The sequence below is a fragment of the Arenimonas terrae genome (assembly GCF_006265115.1).
GTDB classification, from domain to species: domain Bacteria; phylum Pseudomonadota; class Gammaproteobacteria; order Xanthomonadales; family Xanthomonadaceae; genus Arenimonas; species Arenimonas terrae.
On record NZ_SMDR01000001.1, the window covers coordinates 961659 to 985423 of the forward strand.

General features: G+C 71.0%; 24 protein-coding genes. 9 read left to right on the forward strand and 15 right to left on the reverse strand.

The features are described from left to right. The first annotated feature begins 52 nt into the window (after window positions 1-52). The 4 genes from E1B00_RS04605 (at window position 53) to E1B00_RS04620 (ending at window position 5440) form a co-directional block, all read left to right on the forward strand. A complete protein-coding gene (locus E1B00_RS04605; protein WP_139446160.1) occupies window positions 53-2854 on the forward strand; it encodes a reprolysin-like metallopeptidase in 2802 nt (933 codons plus the stop codon). Between the two features lie 92 nt (window positions 2855-2946). Beyond that, complete coding sequence (locus tag E1B00_RS04610; RefSeq protein WP_139446162.1) at window positions 2947-3522, forward strand: hypothetical protein; 576 nt, start codon at window positions 2947-2949, stop codon at window positions 3520-3522. Beyond that, window positions 3519-4238, forward strand: a complete 720-nt coding sequence (locus E1B00_RS04615) for a hypothetical protein (RefSeq protein WP_139446163.1) — start codon at window positions 3519-3521, stop codon at window positions 4236-4238. Before E1B00_RS04610 ends, E1B00_RS04615 begins: the two co-directional genes overlap by 4 nt. A 62-nt stretch (window positions 4239-4300) precedes the next feature. Further along, a complete protein-coding gene (locus E1B00_RS04620) occupies window positions 4301-5440 on the forward strand; it encodes an RNA polymerase sigma factor (protein WP_139446165.1) in 1140 nt (379 codons plus the stop codon). Between the two features lie 66 nt (window positions 5441-5506). Here E1B00_RS04620 and E1B00_RS04625 read toward each other — a convergent pair whose 3' ends face one another. From E1B00_RS04625 to E1B00_RS04690, 14 genes are all read right to left on the reverse strand, one after another. Further along, a complete protein-coding gene (locus tag E1B00_RS04625) occupies window positions 5507-5863 on the reverse strand; it encodes a PilZ domain-containing protein (RefSeq protein WP_139446166.1) in 357 nt (118 codons plus the stop codon). Further along, window positions 5860-6858: a DNA polymerase III subunit delta' gene (locus E1B00_RS04630; RefSeq protein WP_139447704.1), complete on the reverse strand. Its 999-nt coding sequence runs from the start codon at window positions 6856-6858 to the stop codon at window positions 5860-5862. Before E1B00_RS04630 ends, E1B00_RS04625 begins: the two co-directional genes overlap by 4 nt. Further along, window positions 6855-7490 carry a dTMP kinase gene (tmk, locus tag E1B00_RS04635; RefSeq protein ID WP_139446168.1) on the reverse strand — a complete coding sequence of 212 codons (636 nt, stop codon included), beginning with the start codon at window positions 7488-7490 and terminating at the stop codon, window positions 6855-6857. The genes E1B00_RS04630 and tmk overlap by 4 nt, the downstream gene beginning before the upstream one ends. Then, window positions 7487-8518: an endolytic transglycosylase MltG gene (gene mltG, locus E1B00_RS04640; RefSeq protein WP_246048470.1), complete on the reverse strand. Its 1032-nt coding sequence runs from the start codon at window positions 8516-8518 to the stop codon at window positions 7487-7489. Before mltG ends, tmk begins: the two co-directional genes overlap by 4 nt. Before the next feature lie 3 nt (window positions 8519-8521). After that, on the reverse strand, window positions 8522-9349 hold the full coding sequence (gene pabC, locus E1B00_RS04645; RefSeq protein ID WP_246048472.1) for an aminodeoxychorismate lyase: 828 nt from the start codon (window positions 9347-9349) through the stop codon (window positions 8522-8524). Then, entirely contained in the window at window positions 9346-10689 is a 1344-nt protein-coding gene (locus tag E1B00_RS04650; RefSeq protein ID WP_139446169.1) for an aminodeoxychorismate synthase component I, read from the reverse strand. Before E1B00_RS04650 ends, pabC begins: the two co-directional genes overlap by 4 nt. 22 nt (window positions 10690-10711) lie before the next feature. Next, entirely contained in the window at window positions 10712-11950 is a 1239-nt protein-coding gene (fabF, locus tag E1B00_RS04655) for a beta-ketoacyl-ACP synthase II (protein WP_139446171.1), read from the reverse strand. Between the two features lie 121 nt (window positions 11951-12071). Beyond that, on the reverse strand, window positions 12072-12311 hold the full coding sequence (acpP, locus tag E1B00_RS04660) for an acyl carrier protein (RefSeq protein ID WP_034210536.1): 240 nt from the start codon (window positions 12309-12311) through the stop codon (window positions 12072-12074). 131 nt (window positions 12312-12442) lie between these two features. Then, window positions 12443-13186 carry a 3-oxoacyl-ACP reductase FabG gene (fabG, locus tag E1B00_RS04665; RefSeq protein ID WP_139446173.1) on the reverse strand — a complete coding sequence of 248 codons (744 nt, stop codon included), beginning with the start codon at window positions 13184-13186 and terminating at the stop codon, window positions 12443-12445. A 24-nt stretch (window positions 13187-13210) separates the two neighbouring features. Continuing rightward, window positions 13211-14152 carry an ACP S-malonyltransferase gene (gene fabD / locus E1B00_RS04670; RefSeq protein ID WP_139446175.1) on the reverse strand — a complete coding sequence of 314 codons (942 nt, stop codon included), beginning with the start codon at window positions 14150-14152 and terminating at the stop codon, window positions 13211-13213. A gap of 100 nt (window positions 14153-14252) precedes the next feature. Next, window positions 14253-14972 (reverse strand): BUD32 family EKC/KEOPS complex subunit, encoded by a 720-nt coding sequence (locus E1B00_RS04675; protein WP_139446178.1) that lies wholly within the window; start codon window positions 14970-14972, stop codon window positions 14253-14255. A gap of 6 nt (window positions 14973-14978) precedes the next feature. Beyond that, on the reverse strand, window positions 14979-15959 hold the full coding sequence (locus tag E1B00_RS04680) for a beta-ketoacyl-ACP synthase III (RefSeq protein ID WP_139446179.1): 981 nt from the start codon (window positions 15957-15959) through the stop codon (window positions 14979-14981). A 154-nt stretch (window positions 15960-16113) separates the two neighbouring features. Further along, window positions 16114-16308, reverse strand: coding sequence for a 50S ribosomal protein L32 (rpmF, locus tag E1B00_RS04685; RefSeq protein ID WP_139446180.1), 195 nt, complete (start codon window positions 16306-16308; stop codon window positions 16114-16116). Between the two features lie 13 nt (window positions 16309-16321). Next, complete coding sequence (locus E1B00_RS04690) at window positions 16322-16837, reverse strand: YceD family protein (RefSeq protein WP_139446182.1); 516 nt, start codon at window positions 16835-16837, stop codon at window positions 16322-16324. A 118-nt stretch (window positions 16838-16955) separates the two neighbouring features. Between E1B00_RS04690 and E1B00_RS15750 the strand changes: the two genes are divergently transcribed. Together E1B00_RS15750 and E1B00_RS15755 are read left to right on the forward strand one after the other, a co-directional pair. Beyond that, on the forward strand, window positions 16956-17441 hold the full coding sequence (locus E1B00_RS15750; RefSeq protein ID WP_246048473.1) for a hypothetical protein: 486 nt from the start codon (window positions 16956-16958) through the stop codon (window positions 17439-17441). Then, complete coding sequence (locus tag E1B00_RS15755) at window positions 17438-18013, forward strand: Maf family protein (protein ID WP_246048475.1); 576 nt, start codon at window positions 17438-17440, stop codon at window positions 18011-18013. The genes E1B00_RS15750 and E1B00_RS15755 overlap by 4 nt, the downstream gene beginning before the upstream one ends. A 12-nt stretch (window positions 18014-18025) precedes the next feature. Here the strand turns inward: E1B00_RS15755 and E1B00_RS04700 are convergent, their stop codons facing one another. Continuing rightward, a complete protein-coding gene (locus tag E1B00_RS04700) occupies window positions 18026-19858 on the reverse strand; it encodes an ArnT family glycosyltransferase (RefSeq protein WP_139446183.1) in 1833 nt (610 codons plus the stop codon). Between the two features lie 49 nt (window positions 19859-19907). Between E1B00_RS04700 and E1B00_RS04705 the strand changes: the two genes are divergently transcribed. Genes E1B00_RS04705 through E1B00_RS04715 form a run of 3 tightly spaced genes read left to right on the forward strand, consistent with a single transcriptional unit; the run spans window position 19908 to window position 23764 of the window. Further along, on the forward strand, window positions 19908-20861 hold the full coding sequence (locus E1B00_RS04705; protein ID WP_139446185.1) for an AAA family ATPase: 954 nt from the start codon (window positions 19908-19910) through the stop codon (window positions 20859-20861). A 4-nt stretch (window positions 20862-20865) separates the two neighbouring features. Next, the gene (locus E1B00_RS04710; protein ID WP_139446186.1) at window positions 20866-21834 is read left to right on the forward strand and encodes a DUF58 domain-containing protein; all 969 of its coding nucleotides are present in this window, start codon (window positions 20866-20868) and stop codon (window positions 21832-21834) included. Then, window positions 21827-23764, forward strand: coding sequence for a transglutaminase TgpA family protein (locus E1B00_RS04715; RefSeq protein ID WP_139446188.1), 1938 nt, complete (start codon window positions 21827-21829; stop codon window positions 23762-23764). The genes E1B00_RS04710 and E1B00_RS04715 overlap by 8 nt, the downstream gene beginning before the upstream one ends. Window position 23765: the final 1 nt, after the last annotated feature.

Sequence of the window (23765 nt, forward strand, 5' to 3'; positions counted from 1 at the left end):
CGGGGCGGAACGCGTGCAAAGATCGGGGCGTCCGGGTCCTGAGAACGCAGCCATGTCCACCCTTCCGTTCCGCTTCCCGCTGGGCGCACTGCTGGCCTTCGTTTCCCTGTCCGCCCTGCCCGCCGGCGATGCCGGTGCCGCCAGTGCCGCCGCCCCTGCGCGCGCGCTGAAGCTGGTGCCCGGAGAGAGTCGCGACGGCCTGCTCTACTTCAAGCCCGTGGCCGTGGACGCCGCCGCCGTGCGCGCGGCATCGCGCCCCGGCGCCGAGCTGGTGCTGGCCGACCCTGACGGTGGCGAGCTGCGCTTCCGCCGGGTCTCCTACGTCGAACACCGCAACGGATTGACGACCTGGGTCGGCCGTGCCGCCGGTGCACCGGTGGGACAGGAAGCCGTGCTGACGGTCGGTGCCTCCGGCGCCTTCGGGCGCGTCCCGCGCCCCGACGGCAGCCTGCTGCAGCTGGAAACCGTCGGCGGCCGCACGCGCCTGCTCGAAGACCAGGCGCTGCTGATCGGCCAGTCCTCGGAGCCCCAGGTAGACGACGCCATGCGTCCGGACCTGGACGAGGTGAGGGCCTTCGAGCGGCAGCGGCGCGAGTCCGTCGCCGCGGCGGCCCGGGGCCCCGATGGCTCTGCCGACCCGGTGATCCAGGCCGATGCCGGCGACATTGACGTGATGCTGGCCTACACCGGCGGCCTGGCCACCTATGTCGGCAGCGACGACGCCACGGTGGCCCTGCTGCAGAACCGCATCGATGTTGGCAACCAGGCGCTGGCCAACGCCGGCCTCGCCGCCCGTTTCCGCTTGGTCGCGACCGAGCGCGTGGACTTTCCCGACAACGGCAGCAATGCCGGCGCACTGGATCTGATCACCTACTGGCGCCGGATCGACTCGCATCCGGTTTCGCTGCGGCTGGCGACGCTGCGGCATCGCCACGGCGCCGACATCGTCGGCCTGGTGCGGCGCTACGTGAATGCGGACAACGGCAGCTGCGGAAACGGCTGGGTCGGCGGCTACCTGGGCAACAACATCGCGGGTTATGCCGATTACGGCTACTTCGTCGCCAGCCACGGCAACGATGGCGGCTCGTTCTGCTCCGACCGCACCATCGCCCATGAAATCGGACACAACCTGGGCCAGAACCACGACATCGAAACCAGCCCCGAGCGCGACGGCGCCCACAGCTATTCCCACGGTTACCGGCACACGCCGCCCGGCGGCAATGGCTTCTACACCGTGATGGCCTACCGCAACGGCAGCCAGACCCAGGCGCTCACCTTCTCCAATCCCAACGTCGTGCGTGCGGACTGCGCCAACCAGGCCTGCGGCCTTGCCGACGCCGATGTCGCGCGCAGCCTGGGCCAGACCATGCCGGTGGCCGCCCAGTGGTTCCGGGCCGCCGACACCGACAGCCGCCACATCGCCACCAGCCGCGGCCACCTCGATCTGACGTTCACCGGCCTGCCGGCGCTGACCAATGCGCGCTGGCGCGCCGAGTTCACCGGCGGCGGCAGCATCATCGTCACCGGACCGACGCTGGCGCCCGCCGGCGCGACGCTGAAGGCCCGGCTGATCTGGGACGCGCTGCCGGTGGGCTCGAACACGTCCCTGCCGGTACGGGTGGTGGTGGAGTCCTCCCCCGGCGTGATCGTCGGAACGCGCGACCTGACCCTGACCCGCCGCGATTTCATTCCGGAAGCGCGCGTGCTCGCCGACAACGTGCCGGCCACCGTCGTCGTTCCGGCCTCGACCCGCTCGCTGTCCGACGACCGCTTCCCGGACGAAGGGCGGCTTTATTTCACCGTGCCGCCGCACGCCACCGAGTTCCGCATCCGCGTCACCGCGGCGTCGGACGTGGATGTGCATGCCGCGCCGGTCAGCGGGCTGGAGGCGGGCACGTCGCTGATCGGCCCCGGCACCGCGCGGTTCGCGCCCCAGGTTTCCGACACCGGCGCCAGCCTGACCAAGGAGCTGGTGATCCCGCACGACGAACGTTTCCCGACCCGGTGGATGATCGCCCTCACCCGGCCAGGCACATCCACGCCGCCCTTCCAGTCCGCCACCGTCACGGCCTGGATATCGGCCAACACGATCGCTCCGGCCTTCCGCAGCGGCCAGTACTACAACCCGGACCGTTCGGGCCATGGCGTGTTCATCGACTTCGCCGGTCCAGCGGGCGGCGCGCCCGACCAGTGGGTGGCCGTCTGGTACACCTACCTGCAGGACGGAACGCCGACCTGGTACTACTCCCAGGCCGCTGCCCCGGGCGGCAGCCGCAACTGGAGCGCGCCGCTGTTCCGGGTCGGCTGGAACGGCAGCGCGACGACCGCCACCGTTGTCGGCGACATGGTGGTGACACCGGTCAATGCCACGACGATGGTGTTCTCCTACAACGTCGACGGCGAGAGCGGCAGCGAGTCCATGGTGCGCCTGGGCGGCGGCGGTTGCCCGACCTCCGAGGGCGCGCCGCTGGATGCGACCGGCCATTGGTATTCGCCCAGCCTCAACGGTTTCGGCTACAGCGCGCAGTTCGAGCCGGACCAGGAGATCTACATTCCCTACGTCTACGACGGCAATGGCGTGCCGCGCTGGCTGATCGGCGCCAAGGCCTGGAACGAAGCCGCCACGACCGTGCCGCTGGAACAGCTGTCGGGGTTCTGTGCGCTGTGCGGTCACCGCGCCACGGCCTCGCGGCTCACCGGCACGCTGACCCGGCAGATCGGCGTCAATGCGCAGGATGGCCAGCGGGGCCTGAGCCAGATCGGGGTGAACGCGCCGCTGCTGGCGCCGCTGTCGGGCGCCTGGGTGCAGTCGCGCGCCACCGCTCTGCTGTCGCAGCGCAAGAGCTGCCGCTGAGGACGCCGCAACGGGCCCGCGCGATGACCGCGCGGGCCCCGTCATTCCGTTAAAGGGCTTAGGTTCCCGGGGCTGAGATGACGACGATGCGCATGGGTTCCCCGCTCCGTGTCCTCCTGTTCGGCCTTCTGCTTGTTGTGCCGCTGGCGAACGCCCAGGCGCCTGCGCCGGCGGCGCCCAGCATCATCCGCCTCGACCCCAAGCCCATGGACGGCCTGAAACACGGCCGTGCCGTAGTGGTGAAGGGCAAGGCCGGTCCCGACGGCCACCGCTTCCTGGTCGACAAGCTCACCATGATGATGCCCGTGACGATCGCGCTCCGGCCGACCCGGGACGGCGATGCGCTCGACCTGCAGCTGTCCAAGTACGCCTGGAACCAGCCGCTGCGCCAGGGCGAGACCACCGGCGACGTCCTCAAGTTCCATATCCGGACTGAAAGCGAGTTCCAGATCACGGTCTCCGCCAGGGAAGCCGGCACGCCCTATCGCCTGCTGGTCTGGGTGGGTGACGAGGTCAAGCCGGAGATGCGTCCGGTCGTGGTCAAGGCCAGCGAATTCGAGGGCGGCACGCGCGACTGGGGCTCGCTGGTGCTGTGGGTGATCGCCGGGCTGCTGCTGGTGGGCATCGCGCTGCTGGCGGTCGTGGTCCTGAGGAGGAAACGCGCATGAAGCTCCGCCACTGCTTGCTTGCCCTGTTGGTGCTGAGCCTGCTGGTGCAGGTCCCGGCCGCCGCGTCGCCTACCGGAACCTCGCTGAGCGGCTTCGGTGACGATGATGACGATGATGACGATGATGATGACGATGACGGCGACGACGATTCGGGCGACGCCAACGAGGCCGTCGACGAACTGCTGTCGGACATCAACGACGGCTACGATGCCTACCAGAAGGGCCAGGACCTGATGGACCAGTGGGAGTCGCTGGATGCGCGTGAAGCGGACTGCGGCTCCAACTACCAGGCCGATGCCGGCCCCACGGTGCCGTCGCAGTGCGCCGAATCCGAAGACTGCATGCGCTGTTACGGCGACGCGGTGCGCGCCATCGATTTCAACCGTTTCTACATCGAACGGGCGCGCTGCATCACCGCCGCCAACGTCCGCATGGCCAATTCGGCGATGGCGTTCGGCGACTCCAGTTCGGGCGTCCATGGCGTGATGGGCCTGTCCTGGTCCCTGGGCGGCAAACCCCAGATCGAACAGGCGGTGGCCGACCTCAAGCGCACGTACACCCGCAAGGCCAACGACTACCTGTTCGAGATCGACCGCTCGATGAAGAAGCTGGGCCAGTGCGAGGCCGAACATTTCGGTGAGCGCGACTGGTATCAGCGCTACGGCTGGCTGTACGTGAACTTCATGCGCTCCAAGTACGGAACCGCGCCGGAATAAGGTCGCCGGTCACATCCGCCGCCTCCAGGCGTCTCCGGGATAACATCGTCCCGGAGCGCGCCATGAATACCCAAGTCCTCGAAACCCTGGTCCACACCCACCTGCCGGCCGCTGCCCGCGGCGACCGGGATGCCTACGGCCGCATCGTCGCGGGCTGCCAGAGCACCGTGACCAGCATCGCCCTGGCCATCGTCCGCGACGTGCCCGCCAGCGAGGACATCGCGCAGGAAGCTTTCCTGAGCGCCTGGCAGAACCTGCGCCGGCTCAACAATCCGGCGAGCTTTCTGCCCTGGCTGCGCCAGATCACCCGCAACCTCGCCCGCGACCACCTGCGGGCCCAGCACCACCGCGCCAACCCGGGCGGCGACATCGAGGCGCTGATCGCCTCCGTGGCCGACCCGCAGCCCGGGCCGTCCGAGCACCTGGCCGAAGCGCAGGACCACGCCATCGCCGCGGCGGTGATCGACAGCCTGCCGGAGGAATCGCGCGAGGTGCTGCTGCTCTACTACCGGGAAGGCCAGAGCTCGCGCCAGGTCGCCGGCCTGCTCGGCCTGCAGGATGCGGCGGTGCGCAAGCGCCTGTCCCGCGCCCGCGAGCGCGTGCGCGAGGAGCTGCTGCAGCGCCTGGGCGAGTTCGCGAAATCCACCGCGCCCGGCGCCGGCTTCACCGCCGCCGTGGCCGCGATGCTGATGGTGGGCGCGCCGCCGGCCGCGGCGGCCACCGCCTTCGGCGCCGGCGCTCTGGGTGCGGCGCATGGCGCGACCAAGATCGGCATGGGCGCCCTGGGAGGCGCGTTCGCGGGAATCGCCGGAGGCCTGTGGGGCATCTGGTTCGGCGTGCGCCATCTGCTGCGCGACCCGTTCGACCGCCGGGAGAAGCGCCAGGTGATTGCCTATGCCGTGTTCACCAGCCTGATCACGATCGGCTTCAGCCTGGGTATCGTGGCGCTGGCCAAGGTACCGGGCTGGATTCCGCACCTGGCGCTGTCGGTCGGCTTCATGCTCGCGATCACCTGGGCCTGCGGCGTCTGGCTGCCGCGCATCGTCGCGCGCCGCACGGCGCGGGAGATCGCCACCGACCCGGCTGCCGCGGAACGCCATGCCCGCGCACGGCGCCGCGGTCGCCTGATCGCCGCCGGTGCCATGGCCTTGGCGACGGCCGGCCTGGTGCTGGGTCTCTGGGCCAGCGGCCGGATCGGCTGAACCCAGGAAACACGAAGGCCCCGGGTTCGCCGGGGCCTTCGCTTCGCACTGCGTCGGGCAGCACGTTCACATCGTATGCGTAGGCTTGTCGGCCTCGAGCGTGCCGGCCAGGAAGGTTTCGATCTTGCCCTTCACCTGCTCGGCCTCGGCGGTATCGGCGAACTGCACGCCGATGCCGGCGCTGCGGTTGCCCTGCGCGCCCGCGGGCGTGATCCAGACGACCTTGCCGGCCACCGGCAGGCGGTCCTTCTCCTCCATCAGCGACAGCAGGATGAAGACCTCGTCGCCCAGCGCGTAGCGCTTGGTCGTGGGCACGAAGATGCCGCCGCCCTTCACGAAGGGCATGTAGGCGTTGTACAGCGCCGCCTTGTCCTTGATCGCCAGGGAGAGGATGCCCTGCCTTGCGCCTGCGCCACCGATCATCGCCGTGCTCCCTGCATCCCTGGATCGTTGAATAGGCTACGCCATTCGAGCAGCAGCCCGGCCAGGGCGAGATCGTGCCGCAGGGCCGGAACGCCCAGCTGCTCGCGGGCGCGGTTGATGCCGTCGTACCAGGCACTGAGCTTCTGGAAATCGCCGGGCAGGGTCAAGCCCGGCGCCGTCGCGCCGGCCAGCCGGTGGGCGGCACCGTCCAGGGCCAGCTCGGCGGCGAAGCGCAGGCGCAGCTCGGCCTGCTCGTCGGCGAGCCAGCGCTGGGCCAGCTCCACCGCCGGCTGTTTGCCCGCCGCCACGGCGTTCAGATCGGCCGCGACCCCGCGCCGCAGCTCCAGCCCGCCTTCGGCCAGCCAGTCGGCGGCCAGGCCCGGATGGCCGCGGGCGGCCTCCAGCGCCGGCTCCGCCAGCTTTTCCGGATGGCCGGCGGCGCACAGCCAGGCCAGCGCCTCGGCGCGCGAGGGCGCACGGAACTCCAGGCGCTGGCAGCGGCTGCGGATGGTCGCCGGCAGCCGGCCCGGCCGGTCGGTGACCAGCAGCAGGTAGCGTTCGCGCGAGGGTTCCTCCAGCGTCTTGAGCAGGGCGTTGGAAGCGTTGAGATTCATCGCGTGCGCCGGATGGATCAGCGCCACCTGGGCGCCGCCCATCTGCGGCGTCAGCGAAAACCAGGCGCCGAGCTCGCGCACCTGCTCGACGACGATCTCGCTGCGCAGCTTGTCGGTCTTCTCGTTGAGCTCGAGCGTGACCGTCCTGAGGTCGGGATGGGTGCCCGCGGAGTACAGCTGGCAGCCGCGGCAGCGGCCGCAGGCCAGGCCGTCGGCGCCGGGCGTGGCGCACAGCAGGCGCCGCGCCAGCATCTCGGCGACCCTGCCCTTGCCCATCTTCGGTGCGCCGGTGAACAGCAGCGCGTGCCCCAGCCGCCCTTCTGCCAGCGCCGCCAGGGCGCCGTCGAGCACACGCTGCTGCCAGGGCGCGAGCGCGCTCATCGGCTGCGCAGCCATTCGGTCAGGGCGGCGCGCACCGCCGACTGCACCGCGTCGGCGGGCTGGCTGGCGTCGATGACGCGGAAGCGCGCCGGTTCGGCTGCCGCACGCGCCAGGTAGACGGCGCGCACGCGTTCGAAGAAGTCCTCGCGCTCGCGCTCGATGCGGTCGGGCTCGCCTCCGCGCGAACGGGCCCGCGCCAGGCCCTGGGCGACACCGACGTCGAGCAGGAAGGTGAGGTCGGGCCTGATGCCGGCGGCCCAGCGTTCGAGTTCCGCGATGCGGCCCATCTCCAGGCCGCGACCGCCGCCCTGGTAGGCGTAGCTGGCATCGGTGAAACGGTCGGCCACCACGGCGGCGCCGCGCGCCAGCGCCGGGCGGATCAGCCGGCGCACCAGTTGCGCGCGCGCAGCGAACATCAGCAGCAGCTCGGCCTCGGGCACGACGTGATTGCCGGGGTCGAGCAGGACCGCCCGGATCGCCTCGCCCTCGGGCGTTCCGCCCGGCTCGCGGGTCAGCACGACTTCGCGGCCGTCGGCCGACAGCAGGTCGCTGAGCGCGGCGATGACCGTCGACTTGCCGGCACCTTCGCCGCCTTCGATGCTGATGAACAGGCCGCTGTCGGACGGGCTCATCGGCAGCGCCTGAGCTGGTGGCAGGCGACGGCACGGTTGTGCTCGGCCAGGCTGGCGGAGAACACGTGGCTGCCGTCGCCGCGCGCGACGAAATACAGCGCGTCGCCGTCGGCGGGCTGGGCCGCCGCCATCAGCGCGGCGCGGCCCGGCATCGCGATCGGCGTCGGCGGCAGGCCGGCGCGGGTGTAGGTGTTGTAGGGCGTGTCGGTGGTCAGGTCGCTGCGGCGAATGTTGCCGGCGTAGGCGCTGCCCATGCCGTAGATCACGGTCGGATCGGTCTGCAGGCGCATGCCCAGCTTCAGGCGGCGGCTGAACACGCCGGCGATTTCCGGGCGCTCGGAGACCTTGCCCGTTTCCTTCTCGATGATCGAGGCCAGGATGAGCAGCTGTTCCGGAGTCTCCAGCGGCACGTCTTTGGCACGCATCGCCCAGACATCGGCCAATGCCTTGTCCATGGCCAGGGCGGCGCGGCGCAGGACGTCCAGGTCGGACTGGCCGCGGGTGAAGTGGTAGGTCTCGGGCAGGAACCGACCCTCGGGGTGCCTGCCGGGGTGGCCGAGTTCGGCCATCAGGGCGGCATCGTCCATGTCGCGGGCCCGCTGTTCGAGCACCTCGTCCCTGGCCAGGGCGGCGCGCAGTTCGCGCAGGTTCCAGCCTTCGACGATGGTGAAGCGGTGCTGGATCACCTTGCCGCTTTCGAGCTTGAGCAGCAGCTCGCGCGGGGTGATGCCGTGGCGGATGGCGTAGTCGCCGACCTGCAGCCGCGAGATCACCTGCATTTCGTGCGCCAGCGCCTTCCACTCCAGGTCGCTGCCTTCCTGCACGCCCAGCGCGCGCAGCTTGCCCAGGATGTCCTGGAAACCGTCGCCGCGCTCGACCGCGAGAATGCGCTCGGTCCCCGCCAGGGCGATCGGCGTGCCGGCGAATCCCTGGTAGCGCTGCCAGAGCCAGCCGCCGATCGCGACGGCCGCCAGCAGGCTCAGCGCGAACAGCGCCTTGAGCACCCGATGCGTGGACTTCTTCGCCAAAACCTACCTCCCGGGAGCGAACGCCGGTTCATCCCGGCCCAGTCGCCGGCGCAGGTCCTCCAGCGCCGGATGCGGCGCCCAGGATCTTGCGCCCAGGCAGCCGACCGGCAGGATACCCCGCACGGCATTGCACAGGAAAAGCGCCTCGGCCGACTCCACGTCGGCCGGCGACAGCTCGGCTTCGGCGGCGTCCGGCGTATTCGCCAGCACCCAGGCCCGGGCCACGCCGGCGACGCCGCGGCGGTCCACCGGCGGGGTCAGCCAGCGCTCGCCGATGCGCGCGAACACGTTGGCGGCGGTGGCGCAGGCGACGCGGCCTTCGGTGTCGAGCATCAGGCCCTCCTGGATCGCCGGGTCCCGCCATTCGGCGCGCGCCAGCACCTGCTCCAGGCGGTTGAGGTGCTTGAGACCGGCGAGCGCCGGCTGGATCGCCATCCGTGTCTCGCACCAGCGCAGCGCCAGCGGACCGTTCGACCGGGGCGGTTCGGCGTGCACGCTCAGCACCAGGGTCGGCTCGATCGCCGGATCGGCGGCGTAGCCGCGGCCGCCGGCGCCGCGCGTCAGGATCAGCTTGAGCACGGCATTGTCCGGCGCCGACGACAGCAGCGGGCCAAGCTCGGCCTCCAGCCATTCGCGTTGCGGCATGCCGATGCCCAGGGCGGCGGCGCCTCGCGCCAGCCGCGACCAGTGCGCCGGCCACCAGACTGCCTGGTGCGCATGCACCAGCACGGTTTCGAACAGGCCGTGGCCATAGGCCAGGCCGCGGTCGCCGGGATCCGGCGCGGCCACACGCTTGCGGCCGCGGTAAACCGCCGTGGCCAGCGCGCTCACCCGGCGGCTCCCAGCGCGCGCAGCAGGCCGCGCGCTTTGGCGCGGGTTTCGTCGAGTTCGTGCGCGGCATCGGAATCGACCACGATGCCGGCGCCGGTGCGGAACTGCAGTTCCCTGCCCTGCAGCCAGGCGCTGCGGATCAGGATGTTGAGGTCGAGGTCGCCGTCGCGGTTGAGGTAGCCCAGCGCACCGGTATAAGGGCCGCGGCCTTCGCCTTCCAACTCGGCGATGATCTCCATGCAGCGCACCTTCGGCGCGCCGGTGATGGTGCCGCCGGGGAACACGGCGCGGATGACCTCGCCGGGCGACACGCCATCGCGCAGTTCGCCGCCGACGTTGGAGACGATGTGGTGCACGTGGGCGTAACTCTCGACCGTCATCAGCTCGTCCACGCGCACGCTGCCGGGTTTGCAGACGCGGCCCAGGTCATTGCGCTCGAGGTCGATCAGCATTACGTGTTCGGCGCGCTCCTTCGGATTGCCGACCAGGTCGCGGATGCGCGCAGCCTCGTCGTCGCCGGGAAAGCGCGGCCGGGTGCCGGCGATCGGGCGGGTCTCGGCGCGGCGGCCGCGCACCGACACCAGGCGTTCGGGCGAGGAGCTGAGCAGGGCCGCGTCGCCGTACCGCAGCAGGCCGGCGAAGGGTGCGGGATTGGCGCGGCGCAGGCGGTCGTAGACCGCCGCGGGGTCCGGGGCGGTGTCGAACTCGGCGCGCCAGGCGCGCGAGAGGTTCACCTGGAACACGTCGCCGGCGCGCAGGTAGTCGTGGATGCGGGCGACACCATCGAGGAAGCACCCGGGCTCGTCTTCGCCCAGCGCCGGCGACGCGAACGCGGCGGGCGCCGGTACCGGCCGGGCCGCGATCGACTCGATGCGCTCGAACCACGCCGCTTCACCCGGCTCGGCCACCGCCAGGCAGCGGCCCGTGCTGCGGTCGCGCAGCACCGCCGCCGGCGCGCGCAGGGCCAGGGCCACCGGCAGCGGGCCGGGTGCAGCCGGCAGGCGCAGCGTGGGTTCGACCTGGGCGGCGAGTTCGTAGGCCAGGAACAGGGCCCAGCCGCCGCGGAACGGCAGCGCGTCGTCGCCGCGCGGCAAGGCCGCCGCGCGCCAGTCGGCATCCAGGGCCGCGAGGAAATCGCCGCCGGCGTCGCGGCCGTCGAGCCGCCGGACGCGGCCGTCGGAACCGAGCTGCAGGCCGCTGCCGTCGCCGCACAGCAGCAGGTCCCAGCGCGACAGCGCGTTGCCGCCGGCCACGCTTTCCAGCAGCAGCGGGAAGGCCGCCGGGTCGGCGGACTGCAGGCGCAGCAGGTCGGTGCCGGCGGGCAGCTCGCGGGTCAGCATCGCGGCGCGGCCGGGTGGACGATCAGAGCTTCCGGAACACCAGGGTGCCGTTGGTGCCGCCGAAGCCGAAGCCGTTCGACACCGCGACATCCACCTTGGCCTGGCGCGCCACGTTCGGCACGTAGTCGAGGTCGCAGCCCTCGCCCGGGGTGTCCAGGTTGATGGTCGGCGGGATCACGCCGGTGTGCAGGGCCATCACCGAGAACACCGCCTCGACGCCGCCGGCGGCGCCCAGCAGGTGGCCGGTCATGGACTTGGTCGAGCTGACCATCATGTCGCGGGCGTGGTCGCCGAAGGCCGACTTGATCGCCATCGTCTCGCCCAGGTCGCCCAGCGGCGTGGAGGTGCCGTGCGCGTTGAGGTAGCCGACCTGGTCGGGATTGACGCCGGCGTCCTTGAGCGCGGCGCGCATGCAGCGGGCCGCACCGTCGCCGTTTTCGCTGGGCGCGGTCATGTGGAAGGCGTCGGAGCTGGCGCCGAAGCCGGCCAGCTCGCAGTAAATGCGCGCGCCGCGGGCCTTGGCGTGTTCGTACTCTTCCAGGATCAGGATGCCGGCGCCGTCGCCGAGCACGAAGCCGTCGCGGTCCTTGTCCCAGGGGCGCGAGGCGCGCGTGGGGTCGTCGTTGCGGGTGGACATCGCCTTCATCGAGCAGAAGCCGCCGACCGAGGTCGGGGTGCAGCCGTGTTCGGCGCCGCCGGCGACCATGATGTCGGCGTCGCCGTACTGGATCATGCGCATGGCGATGCCGATGGAATGGTTGGAGGTGGCGCAGGCCGACACCGCCGAGAAGTTCGGGCCCTTGATGCCCTTCATGATCGTCAGCTGGCCCGGCAGCATGTTGATGATGGTGCTGGGCACGTAGAAGGGCGAAACCTTGCGCGGACCGCCCTCGTGCAGGGTGATGGCGGTTTCCTCGATGCCGCGCACGCCGCCGATGCCGGCGCCGATGATCGCGCCGATGCGCTCGGCATTGGCGTCGGTCACTTCCAGCCCGGCGTCGTCCATGGCCTGGAAGCAGGCGGACAGGCCGTAGTGGATGAAGGTGTCCATCTTCTTGACGTCCTTCGGCGGCAGGAAGGACTTGGCGTCGAAGTCGCGCACCTCACCGGCGATGCGGGTGGCGTAGGCCGAGGCATCAAAATGGGTGATCTGGCCGATGCCGCTGCGGCCGGCCTGGATGCTGTCCCAGGCCGAGGCCAGGGTGTTGCCGATGGGCGAGACGATGCCCATACCGGTGACGACGACGCGACGGTGGCTCATGGTCAACTCCGCTGGATTCTGTTCGCGCGGCAGGTCCGCGCATGCGCCGGCGTACAGCACCGGCGCCTGAAACGCGCAGGGCCGCGCAAGCGCGGCCCCGGCGTACTGCTACGTCAGGCGATCAGGCCTTGACGTGGGCCTTGATGTAATCGATGGCCTGCTGGACCGAGGTGATCTTCTCAGCCTCTTCGTCCGGGATTTCGCACTCGAACTCTTCCTCGAGGGCCATGACCAGCTCGACGGTGTCCAGCGAATCGGCGCCGAGGTCGTCCACGAACGAGGCGTTCACGGTGACTTCCTCTTCCTTCACGCCCAACTGCTCGATGACGATTTTCTTGACGCGTTCTTCGATGCTGCTCATGGATCGTTCTCCTCCCGGAGCGGATGTTTGCGGGCGCATTGTAATCAAATGGCGGCCGCGGCGGGCGCCTGTCACGCCGCGGCTGGGATGGGGTGGCGGAATTCTAGCTCAAATCCCGCCAAACCAATGACTTAGGGCATGTACATGCCGCCGTTTACGTGCAGGGTCTCGCCGGTGATATAGGCCGCGGCCGGACTGGCCAGGAAGGCCACCGCCTTGGCGATATCCGAGGGTTCGCCCAGGCGGCCCAGGGCGATCTGGCCGACCAGGGCCTCGCGCGAGGCTTCCGGCAGGTCCTTGGTCATGTCGGTCTGGATGAACCCTGGCGCGACCACGTTGACGGTGACGCCGCGGCTGCCGATCTCCTTGGCCAGCGACTTGCTGAAGGCGATGATGCCGGCCTTGGCCGCCGCGTAGTTGGCCTGGCCGGCGTTGCCGGTGACGCCGATCACCGAGGCGATGTTGATGATGCGGCCCTTGCGCGCCTTCATCATGCCGCGCATCACCGCCTTCGAGGTGCGGAACACCGAGCTGAGGTTGGTGTCGAGGATGGCCTGCCAGTCCTCGTCCTTCATGCGCATCAGCAGGTTGTCGCGGGTGATTCCCGCATTGTTGACCAGGATCGAGACCGGGCCGAAGGTCTTGCCGATTTCCTCGATCACCGCTTCGACCTCGGCGCTGCTGGCGACGTCGAGCTTGCGCCCTGCCCCGCCCTTCGCGGCCAGGCGTTCGCCGATCGCGGCGGCGCCGGAGTCGCTGGTGGCGGTGCCGATGACGGTGGCGCCGAGCGCCGCCAGTTCGTCGGCGATGGCGGCGCCGATGCCGCGGCTGGCGCCGGTGACCAGGACGATCTCGCCTTTCAGTACGTCGCTCATCGGTTCTTCCTTATCCGGGAAAACTCAGTTCTTCCACTCGGCCAGCGCAGCCTCGAAATCGGCCGGCGCGCCGAGCGCGCGCGCGTCGAGCGACTTGTCGATGCGCTTGGCCAGGCCCGACAGCACCTTGCCCGGACCGCATTCGGCGATCCGGGTGGCGCCGCGCGCCGCAAGCGCCTGCACGCATTCGGTCCAGCGCACCGGCAGGTAGAGCTGGCGCACCAGTGCGTCGCGGATCGACTGCACGCCCTCGTGCACTTCGCCATCGACGTTCTGCACCACCGGCAGCGCCGGTTCGCGCCATGCCATCGCGTTCATCACTTCGCTCAGGCGATTCGCGGCTTCGCGCATCAGCGGCGTGTGCGAGGGCACCGACACCGCCAGCTTGACCGTCTTGCGCACGCCGCGCGCGGCCAGTTCGGCCAGGGCGCGATCAACCGCGTCGGCGCTGCCGCCGATGACGATCTGCCCGGGCGAGTTGTAGTTCGCCGGCACCACCACCCCGTCGCCGGCGACCGCGGCGCAGACCTCCGCCACCAGCGCGTCTTCGGCGCCGAGCACCGCGGCCATCGCACCCGTACCGGCCGGCACCGCCAACTGCATCAGCCGGCCGCGTTCGCGCACGAGCTTCGCGCCATCGGCCAGGCTGATCGAACCGGCGGCCACCAGCGCGGCGTATTCGCCCAGGCTGTGGCCGGCCAGCAGCGCCGGCGTCGCGCCACCCTGCGCCTGCCAGGCGCGCCACACCGCGACGCCCGCGGCGAGCAGCGCCGGCTGGGTGAACTCGGTCTGGTTGAGCTGTTCTTCCGGCCCCTGCTGCGACAGCGCCCACAGGTCCAGGCCGGCGCCTTCGGAGGCTTCGGCGAACGTCTCGCGCACCTGCGGGAACGCGGCGGCGAGGTCGGCGAGCATGCCCAGGGACTGGGAGCCCTGGCCGGGAAAAACGAAGGCGAGGTGTTGGCTCATCGGGGATCCGTTTTGCGGAGCGGTTTGGCGCGACGGGTTTGTCAGGACGGGCGAATGATACGCGAGGCGCGCGGCGCGGCGTCTGTACCGAAGCGTAGGGTCAGGCGGTGGCGGTGCGCAGGCTGCGCAGCGCTTCGCCGACGGCGCGGGCGCGGGCGCCGAAGGGCCGGGCGAGCGGCGCCAGCCAGGCCAGCTTGCCCGCGGTGCGCGATACTTCGCGCCGGGTCTCGTCCGATTCCCGGCCCAGGTGCGCGGACAGCAGGCGCGCATGTTCGCCAGGCAGGTCGGTCAGGAAACGCGCGGTGGAGTGCGCATAGAACAGCACATCGCGCGCCTGCGCGGCGGCGAGCGACATCATGGTCGCGGGATCCTCCTCCAGGTCGATGAAGCCGATTCCCTGCGCGTCGATTGTGAGGTTGCGGGCGAAGGCCTGGCTTAGGTAACCGCCGCGGCGGTGCAGGTCGTGCAGCGCATCCAGGCCCTGCGACACCAGGTCGCGCCGGCGCGCGGGGTCGGGTTCGCGGCGGCAGGTTTCCGCCAGGGTCGCGCCGAGGTCGGACAGCAGCAGCTCGCGGTCGCCGATTTCCAGTATCTGCGGGACCCGCGCACCCAGCGTCGCCAGGCGGCGGATCATCGCCTGTTCGGTCCGGCAGGCGAGCTCAGGACTGAGCGGGATCGGCGCCAGCAGTGAGTTGGCGCCAAGGCGACGCGCGACCCAGCGCAGCACGGCGATGCGGCGCCGCCGGCCGCCGTCGGAATAGGTCTTACGCCAGGCGATGCGCCCGGGATCGGCGACCCGCTGGACTCGCGTCTGCGCCATGCAACGTCAGTAGCGGATGAGCGCCGAGCCCCAGGTGAAACCGCCGCCGAAGGCTTCCAGCAGCAGCAGCTGGCCGCGCTGCACCTTGCCGGAGCGCACGGCTTCGTCCAGCGCCAGCGGCACCGAGCCGGCCGACGTGTTGCCGTGCTTGTGCACGGTGACGATGACGCGGTCCATCGGCATGTCCAGGCGCTTGGCCGTGGCCTCGATGATGCGCAGGTTGGCCTGGTGCGGGATCAGCCAGTCGAGGTCGTGCTTGTCCAGGCCGTTGGCGGCGAGCGCCTCGTCGACGACGGCGTCGAGCGCCTTGACCGCGTGCTTGAACACCTCGTTGCCGGTCATCAGCACGCGCACGCCGGCGTTCTTCTCTTCCGGCTTGAAGCCGACCGAGACGCCGACCGGGTTGTACAGCAGCTCCTTCTTGCCGCCGTCCGCGTGCAGGTGCGTGGACAGGATGCCGGCCTCGGCATCGGCCTTGAGGATCACCGCGCCGGCGCCGTCGCCGAACAGCACACAGGTGTTGCGGTCGGACCAATCCAGCATGCGGGTCAAGGTTTCAGCGCCGACGACCAGGACCGTCTTCGCGCTGCCCGCCTTGATGAAGTTGTCCGCCACGCTCATCGCGAAGATGAAGCCCGAGCAGGCGGCGTTGACGTCGAACGCGGCGCAGCCGTTGGCACCGATGCGATGCTGCAGCAGGCAGGCCGTGGACGGGAAGATGAGGTCGGGCGTGGTGGTGCCGACGATGATCAGGTCGAGCTCGGCGGCGGTGACGCCGGCGGCTTCCATCGCGGCGATCGCGGCGCGTTCGGCCAGGTCGCAGGTGGTTTCGCCTTCGACCACGACGTGGCGCTGGCGGATGCCGGTGCGGCTGGCGATCCACTCGTCGCTGGTCTCGACGAACTGCTCGAGATCCTTGTTGGTCAGGATCTTCGCCGGCAGGGCACTGCCGGTACCGGCGATACGAGAAAACACGGCCATCGTCATTCCTCTCTGCGACGGGTCCCGGCGCCGGCGGACGCCGCGCGCGGGAACGTCAGAAACGCGCGCGGCGGGACCAGGCCCGCCGCGTTCAGCATAGGTCGTTTACGCCCGCGGGCGCACGTCCCGAGGGGGCCGCCCCGAAGGGCGGACACCGGCCTCAGTCTTCGGCAACCACCGAGGACTTCACGTCGATGACCTTCTTGCCACGGTAGTAGCCGTCCTTGGTCACGTGGTGGCGCAGGTGGGTCTCGCCCGAGGTCGGGTCGGTGGCCAGCTGCTTGGCGGTGAGGGCGTCGTGCGAGCGGCGCTGGCCGCGGCGGGACGGGGTGACGCGGGACTTCTGGACGGCCATGGTCTATCTCCAACTACTTCTTCGGTGCCTTCAACGCGGCGAGCGCGGCGAAAGGGTTCGGTTTCACTTCTTCTTCCCCGATGTCGGCGGGCCATTCGGCCGTGACCTCCATCGAGCGCGGATCGATCGGTACCACCGGGATGGCGAGGATGAGTTCATCCTCGACCAGCTCGGCCGGGTGCAGCTCGCCGCCGGCTTGCAGCAGGAACGGCTCCATGTCCTCCGGCAGCGCGGCTTCCTGCGCCTCGTCGGTGATCAGGCCGAGACGCTGGACCAGCTGGACCGGATGCAGGAAACGTTCCAGCGTCCGTTGGCACTGCAGCGGCAGGTCGGCTTCGGCGCGGATCTCGACATAAGGCAGGTCGAGCCCATCGCGGCCGAATTCCATCTCGAAGCGGCAGTCACCCTCGGCGTTCATCAGGCTCTCCCGCAGCCGGGGCATCCCGGACAGCGGCAGGTGGCCTTCGAAGCGCCGCTTGGCCGCAACCATGCGCCAGGCATCGAGCACAGGGGGCAGGGACGCGGACATAAGCGCGAAATGATAGGCCCGCGACCGGGCTGTGTCAAACCTAAGCCTTTGCGGCCGCACGGGTTTGCCGCTCCATCCGGGCCTGGTGCAGACTGCCGCCAGCCTTTCGGACCCCATCATGCCCACTGTCCTGCTGATTGCCGGCCTGGCCGCCCTGGCCCTGGCCCTCATCCTGCTGGTCTCGATCCTGCGGGCGCGACGCCGCGAACGCAGCCTGCTCAGGCTGCTGGACCTGGCCGATGCCATGCAGGCCCTGCTCGACCGCAGCCAGGAGCGCATGGCAGCAATGAAGGCCGTGGTCGGCCGGGTACCGGCGGACATCGCCGCCGTCGCCCAGGCCTCGCTCGACGGCATCCAGCCCATCCTGGACGCCAAGCGCGACGTGCTCCAGCACCGCCTGTGGATCCAGAAGCACGGCCAGACCGCCCGCCAGTCCGAGCTCGACGCCGCCTGCGCCGCCCTGGAGAGGGCGCGCAGCCGCCTGGCCGGCCAGCTGGACGAACTCGAACAGGCCGGCGCCGAGCTGGCCGACGCCACCCAGGCCAGCGCCGACGCGGCGCGGCGCGAGCCCGCAACCCTGCGGCGGGACCCGGGGCCGACGTGAGCACCCTGGTCCTGGGATCGACCTCGCGCTACCGGCGCGAGCTGCTGCAGCGTCTGGGCCTGCCCTTCGAGGTCGAGCGTCCGGAGGTGGACGAAACCCCGCTGCCCGGCGAACCCCCGGCGGGCCTCGCAGTCCGCCTGGCCGAAGCCAAGGCCCTGGCCGTGGCGGCCCGGCGTCCGGCGGCCTGGGTGATCGGCTCGGACCAGGTCGCCGACCGCGACGGCCAGCCGCTGGGCAAGCCCGGCGATCGCGACACGGCGCTGGCGCAGCTGCTGGCCGCCTCGGAGCACGAGGTCCGATTCCATACCGCGTTCTGCCTGGTCGGACCGGACGGGCGGCGCCTCGCCGGACTCGACCTCACCGAAGTGCGGTTCCGGCCGCTGGGGCAGGAGGAAATCCTGCGCTACCTGGATGCCGAACAGCCGTACGACTGCGCCGGAAGCTTCAAATGCGAGGGCCTGGGCATCGCGCTGTTCGAGGCGATCCACACCCGCGACCCGACCGCCCTGGTCGGCCTGCCGCTGATCGCCCTGGCCGCCGCGCTGCGCGAGGCGGGCTTCCGCGTGCCCTGAGGGACGGGTCCGTCACTCGATCCGGACCGGCTGCTCCGGCCAGGCTTCGACGCTGCCGTCGTCGCCGCGGACCACCAGGCCCAGCCAGGCCGTTCCGGGCGCGTGACCGGTCAGATCCAGGCGCGCGCTGAAACCCACGTCCGGGTCGCTCCCGTGCAGCCCCCAGTAGTCGATCACATCCGGACGGGGCTGGCCGTAGTCGGCGACCGCGACCCGCCGCCCGTCCAAAAACACCTCGACCAGGGACACCGCGGCGCCCTGCTTCAGCGCCCAGCCTTTCACCGGAAACTGGCCGCTGACGCGTTCGCCCGGGCCCGGCGTCTGGATCCAGGCCAGGGCCGGCGTGACGCAGCCCGCCGACGACGCCGTGATCCGGAACAGCAGGAACCGTTTGCGGCCATGGTCGACGTTGAGCACCTGTGGTGGGGGCAGCCCGCCCGCCTGCCGGCAGAGGTCGCGATACCCCTGCAGCCGCAGCTTGAGTGGGCGCGCGGTGTCCTCGACCACCAGCAAGATCGGGCCGGGGCCCCAATCGGAGCGACCGGCGCTGAGCAGCCCCCAGTCGGCCAGCTGCACGGCGCGGCCGTGCTTGCGGTTGAGAGGATGATCCAGCACCGGGATGTCGCCGCGGTCCAGGGCCAGCGAAAGCTGGGCGCCCAGCATGAAGTTGTCGGCGACCACGCGCGTGTCCGGCGGCATCGCCGCGAGGGCCGCGCGCACCTCGTGCGCGATGTCCTCCCAGCCCGAGAAGTTGTCGGCATACGCCGGGCCCGACGCCAACTGCGCGCGCGCGGCCGGCTGCGTCAGCAGCGCCAGGTAGGCCACCATCGCCAGCAGCCCGACGGTGGTCAGGCCATGCAGGGCCCGCCGCCACGCCGGCCGCCAGTGACCCAGCAGCGCGGGCGCCGCGCAAACCAGGGCCAGCCACCCCGCCAGCGGCCAGTGGAAGCTGACGCGTTCGCTGTCGGCGAAGAAGCCGAGCGCGAGATAGCCGAGCACCGACACGCTGGCGACGCCACCCAGCAGCGGCCAGGCTTCGTGAGGACCCCGGCGCCGGCGCCAGGCTTCGCGCAGCACCGCCAGCAGCAGCACGAAAAGCAGCGGCGTCACCACCACGGCCTGCACCAGCGGCCACCACAGGCCCTGAAGGTGCGGATTCCAGGGATGGCGGTCGACCAGCTGGAAGGCAAGGCCGGCGCCGGAATGCGCCTGGTTCCAGGCCAGCAGCGGCCACCAGGCGGCCGCGCCGACCGCGACCGCCAGCCACAGCCGCGGCTCGCGCAGCAGTTCGCGGCCGCGCGGCACGCACAGCAGGCCGACCGCGCCGGCGACCACGACAAGGGCGAAGCGGTAGTGCGAGAACGCGCCGATCATCAGACCCAGGGCCAACTGCAGCAGCGCTCCAGGCGCGACCCGTCGCAGCAGCACCGCGAACGCATCCAGGCAAAGCAGCGTGGCGAACAGCATGGGCACGTCCGGCAGCGCCAGCACGCCCATCAGGCCCGCCAGCGGCATCAGCAGGGCGAGCAGGCCCGCCTGCCAGCCGGCCTCGTCGCCGAACCAGCGGCGGGCGATGCGCACCACCAGCCAGGGCAGCGCCGCACCCAGCAGCAGGAAAGGCAGGCGCACCGCGAAGATGTTCTGGCCACCCAGTTCGGTGCCCAGACGGATCAGCCAGGCGGTCAATCCGGGCAGGTCCGAATAGGCCCAGGCCAGGCGCCGGCTCTCGAGTGCGTAGAAGGCTTCGTCGCCGAAGGGCTGCAGCGACAGCGCCAACCACAGCTTGACCAGCAGCAGCAGCGCCCAGGCGACCAGGAATTTCACGCGCAGGGAACTCAGGCCCATGCCAGCATCCGCGGGGTATCCTTCCTCGAACTCCGCCCGGACGCACTCCATGCACGCGCAGGCCATCGACCCGCACATCCTAACCGACCGCACCCGCGAAGCCCTCGACGCCGCGCTGGGCCAGGTCAACCGGCTGGTCCTGGGCAAGCCGCGCGAAGTGCAGCTGGCCTTCACCACCCTGCTGGCCGGCGGCCACCTTCTGATCGAGGACCTTCCGGGGTTGGGCAAGACCACACTGGCGCGCGCGATGGCGGCCAGCCTGGGCCTGGATTTCCAGCGCATGCAGTTCACCTCCGACCTGCTGCCGTCCGACATCATCGGCGTCTCGATCTTCGACCAGACCACGCGCGAGTTCCGTTTCCACGCCGGCCCGGTGTTCACCCAGCTGCTGCTGGCCGACGAGATCAACCGGGCGCCGCCGCGCACCCAGAGCGCGCTGCTGGAAGCGATGGCCGAACACCAGGTCACGGTCGACGGCGTCACCCATTCGCTGCCGCAGCCCTTTTTCGTCGTCGCCACCCAGAACCCCGTGGACCTGGCCGGTACCTTCCCGCTGCCCGATTCGCAGATGGATCGCTTCCTGCTGCGCCTGCAGCTCGGTTACCCCGACCCCGGCGCGGAGCGCGAGATGCTGGCCGGCGAGGACCGCCGCGACCTGATCGCGCAGAGCCTGCCCCAGCTGACCGGCGACGACGTGCTGTCGCTGCGCGGCGCGGTCGAGCGGGTGCACGCCAGCGAAGCCCTCGTGTCCTACGTGCAGGCCCTGCTGCAGGAAAGCCGGCGCCATCCCGGCGTGCAGGTCGGGCTGTCGCCGCGCGCGGGCCTCGGGCTGCTGCGCGGCGCGCGCGCGCACGCACTGCTGGCCGGTCGCGACCACGTGCTGCCGGAAGACGTGCAGGCCCTGTTCTCCCAGGTGGCGGCGCACCGGCTGGTGCCCGAATCCGAATCCGAGGGCCGCGACGCGCTCGCCGCCCGCATCCTGCGCACGGTGGCGGTGGACTGAGCCCTTGGCCCGACCGCGCGATCTCGTCGAGCGCTGGAGCGACCGGCTCGCCGGCCTGCCGCTGGTTCGCCCGAAGTCGGCGGAAACGCTGCCGATCGTGGTCGACCGCCGCCGTGTCTACATCCTGCCCACCGGTTTCGGATTGTTCCTGGCCGGCATGCTCGGGGCGATGCTGTTGGGCGGGCTGAACTACAACAACAACCCCGCGCTGGTGCTGGCCTTCCTCCTGATCGCGGTGGCGCACAACAGCCTGGTGCACGCCCACCTGACGCTGTCGGGACTGCGCCTGATCGCGCTGCATTCCGAACCGGTGCACGCAGGCCGCCCGATGATCCTGCGCCTGGCTTTCGAGGCCAGCGGCAATCTTGCACGCGAAGGCCTGGAGCTGCGCGCCGGAGACGAAGAGGCCTTCTTCCAGCTGGCGCCGGGTGAACGCGGCGAAGTCAGGCTCAACCTGCCGACGCAGCGAAGGGGCTGGCTGGTGCCCGAGCGCCTGCGCCTGTCGACGGTGCGTCCCTTCGGTCTGGCGCGCGCCTGGTCCTGGCTGAAACCCGATGTCCGGCTGCTGGTGTACCCGTCGCCCGAAGCCGAAGGCGTGCCCCTGCCCGACCCGGGCGGCGACGGCCCCTCCAGCCGCACCCACGCCCACGGCGACCAGCCGCACCATCTGCGCGAATACCGCATCGGGGACGCCCTGAGGCAGGTCGCCTGGAAGGCCTCGGCCCGCATCGACCGGCTGATGGTCCGCGAGTACGAAGCCAGTGCCCAGCGCGAGATCGAACTGGATTGGTACAGCCTGGGGACCCTGCCCCATGAAGCGCGCATCCGCCGCCTGACCCGCTGGGTGCTCGAGGCCGAGCGCCTCGGCGGCCGCTGGCGCCTGCGCCTGCCCGGCCAGTCGCTGGGTCCGGGCCGCGGGCCGGAACACCGCCACGCCTGCCTGCGCGCCCTTGCGCTGATGCCCGATGCCTGAGCTCATTCCGCCCCGCGTGCGCACCTGGTGCATGGCGGCCGCCATCGCCTGCCTGCTGCCCCTGCTGCTGCAGATTCCGACGGGCCTGGCCTTGACCCTGGCCGTCATCGCCGCGCTGGGCGCCGGCGTGTCCCGGCAATGGCCGATGGCCCTGAGGCTCGTGCTGCTGGCTTTGCTCGGCGTCTATGTGCTGGTCAGCCACGACTTCAGCATCGGCCGGGACACCGGCTGCGCGATGCTGGCGTCGCTGCTCGCGCTCAAACCGTTCGAAACGAGGCATCTGCGCGACGCACGGAGCTTGCTGGGTTTTTCGCTGTTCGCGCCGTTCACCGCCTTCCTGCAGGACCAAGGACCCCTCACCCTGGGCCTGGCGCTGCCGGCCGTCGGGCTACAGCTGGTGGCGCTGTCGGTGCTGGCCGAACAGCGGCCGGGCTCGCCGGTGCCGCAGGTCGGCCGTAGCCGCCTGCGCGCGGTGGGGCTGGCGGTGCTGATGGGCCTGCCCTTGGCGCTGGCGGGGTTCTGGCTGTTCCCGCGCTTGGGCAGCCCACTCTGGGGCATGCCGGAAAACGCCGTGGGGCGCAGCGGCCTGGGCAACCGCATGACGCCCGACCAATGGATCGAACTGTTCGCCGACGATGCGCCCGCCCTGCGCGTGCGTTTCGACAGCGCCGAGCCACGGCGCCAGGATCTCTACTGGCGCGGACAGGTGCTGTGGGAGTTCGACGGCCAGACCTGGAGCCGCGGCGAGGCCTTCGCCCCCGGCAAGCCGCCGCGCCTGATGCCGATGACGGCGACCTACCGCTACCAGGTCGAGATGGAGCCCACCGACCGCCGCTACCTGGTCACGCTCGACCTGCCTCTGCTCGCGCCTGCGTCCGGCGAGCTCACCGGGGACCTGAGCGTGGTGACCGCCGCGCCGGTCGACAAGTTGCTCCAGTACTCAGGCACCTCGACCATGCAGGCCGGCTTCCCGGACGGTCTGTCGCCGCTGGAGGAAAGCCGCGCGCTCACCCTGCCCCGGGACCTCAATCCACGCGCCCGTGCGCTGGCGGAACGCTGGCGCAGCGAAAGTGGCGGCGACGACGTCGCGGTGGTGCGGCGGGCGCTGGCCTGGATCGCCGAGGACTTCAGCTACAGCCTCACCGTGCCGCCGACGGGCCGCCACGCGGTGGACGAGTTCCTGTTCGAGACCCGGGTCGGTTTCTGCCAGCACTTCAGTTCGGCATTCGCCAGCCTGATGCGCGGCGCAGGCATCCCCTCCCGCGTCGTACTGGGATATTCCGGCGGCTACCGCAACCGCTACGGCGATTACTGGATCGTCCGCAAGATGGACGCCCACGCCTGGACCGAGGTCTGGCTGCGGGGGCGCGGCTGGATCCGCGTCGACCCCACCGCGGCGGTCAATCCCGAACGGGTCCTGGACACCGTCGAGGACCTTGCCCGCCGGGAAGCGCTGCTGCCGGAGACCTTCGCGCCGCTGCGCGATTTCGGCGACTGGGTGCGGCGGGGCTGGAACGACCTGGTGGTCGGATTCGACGCCGCGCGCCAGGCCAGCCTGCTGCGGCCACTGGGCGTCGGCCAGGCCAGCACCGGCCAACTGGTCGCCGCGTTCGCGGTCGGCGCCGGGCTGGCGTTGGGGCTGACGCTGTGGGTGCTGCTGCGGGGGCGGCCGGAGCCCCGCGACCCGCTGGTCGTCGCCTGGTTCGCCTTCACCAAGCGGCTGCGTCGTGCCGGACTGGCGAAGGCAGCGGCCGAACCGCCACTGAGCTTCGGCGAACGCCTGGCGGCGGCCCTGCCGGCGCAGGCCGGACAATTGCGATCGCTCAGCCGGCGTTACGCCGCCTGGCGATACGCTGCCGCCGCGCTGACGCCAGATCAGAAGGACCGGCTGATCGAAGAGCTCCGCGCCTACCGGCCCGGGCCACGTTGAT

Coding starts and splice junctions, on each gene's coding strand:
- E1B00_RS04605 (WP_139446160.1), top strand. CDS start 53: ATGTCCACCCTTCCGTTCCGCTTCCCGCTGGGCGCACTGCTGGCCTTC.
- E1B00_RS04610 (WP_139446162.1), top strand. CDS start 2,947: ATGGGTTCCCCGCTCCGTGTCCTCCTGTTCGGCCTTCTGCTTGTTGTG.
- E1B00_RS04615 (WP_139446163.1), top strand. CDS start 3,519: ATGAAGCTCCGCCACTGCTTGCTTGCCCTGTTGGTGCTGAGCCTGCTG.
- E1B00_RS04620 (WP_139446165.1), top strand. CDS start 4,301: ATGAATACCCAAGTCCTCGAAACCCTGGTCCACACCCACCTGCCGGCC.
- E1B00_RS04625 (WP_139446166.1), bottom strand. CDS start 5,863: ATGATCGGTGGCGCAGGCGCAAGGCAGGGCATCCTCTCCCTGGCGATC.
- E1B00_RS04630 (WP_139447704.1), bottom strand. CDS start 6,858: ATGAGCGCGCTCGCGCCCTGGCAGCAGCGTGTGCTCGACGGCGCCCTG.
- tmk (WP_139446168.1), bottom strand. CDS start 7,490: ATGAGCCCGTCCGACAGCGGCCTGTTCATCAGCATCGAAGGCGGCGAA.
- E1B00_RS04650 (WP_139446169.1), bottom strand. CDS start 10,689: ATGCTGACCCGCGAGCTGCCCGCCGGCACCGACCTGCTGCGCCTGCAG.
- fabF (WP_139446171.1), bottom strand. CDS start 11,950: ATGAGCCACCGTCGCGTCGTCGTCACCGGTATGGGCATCGTCTCGCCC.
- acpP (WP_034210536.1), bottom strand. CDS start 12,311: ATGAGCAGCATCGAAGAACGCGTCAAGAAAATCGTCATCGAGCAGTTG.
- fabG (WP_139446173.1), bottom strand. CDS start 13,186: ATGAGCGACGTACTGAAAGGCGAGATCGTCCTGGTCACCGGCGCCAGC.
- fabD (WP_139446175.1), bottom strand. CDS start 14,152: ATGAGCCAACACCTCGCCTTCGTTTTTCCCGGCCAGGGCTCCCAGTCC.
- E1B00_RS04675 (WP_139446178.1), bottom strand. CDS start 14,972: ATGGCGCAGACGCGAGTCCAGCGGGTCGCCGATCCCGGGCGCATCGCC.
- E1B00_RS04680 (WP_139446179.1), bottom strand. CDS start 15,959: ATGACGATGGCCGTGTTTTCTCGTATCGCCGGTACCGGCAGTGCCCTG.
- rpmF (WP_139446180.1), bottom strand. CDS start 16,308: ATGGCCGTCCAGAAGTCCCGCGTCACCCCGTCCCGCCGCGGCCAGCGC.
- E1B00_RS04690 (WP_139446182.1), bottom strand. CDS start 16,837: ATGTCCGCGTCCCTGCCCCCTGTGCTCGATGCCTGGCGCATGGTTGCG.
- E1B00_RS15750 (WP_246048473.1), top strand. CDS start 16,956: ATGCCCACTGTCCTGCTGATTGCCGGCCTGGCCGCCCTGGCCCTGGCC.
- E1B00_RS04700 (WP_139446183.1), bottom strand. CDS start 19,858: ATGGGCCTGAGTTCCCTGCGCGTGAAATTCCTGGTCGCCTGGGCGCTG.
- E1B00_RS04705 (WP_139446185.1), top strand. CDS start 19,908: ATGCACGCGCAGGCCATCGACCCGCACATCCTAACCGACCGCACCCGC.
- E1B00_RS04715 (WP_139446188.1), top strand. CDS start 21,827: ATGCCTGAGCTCATTCCGCCCCGCGTGCGCACCTGGTGCATGGCGGCC.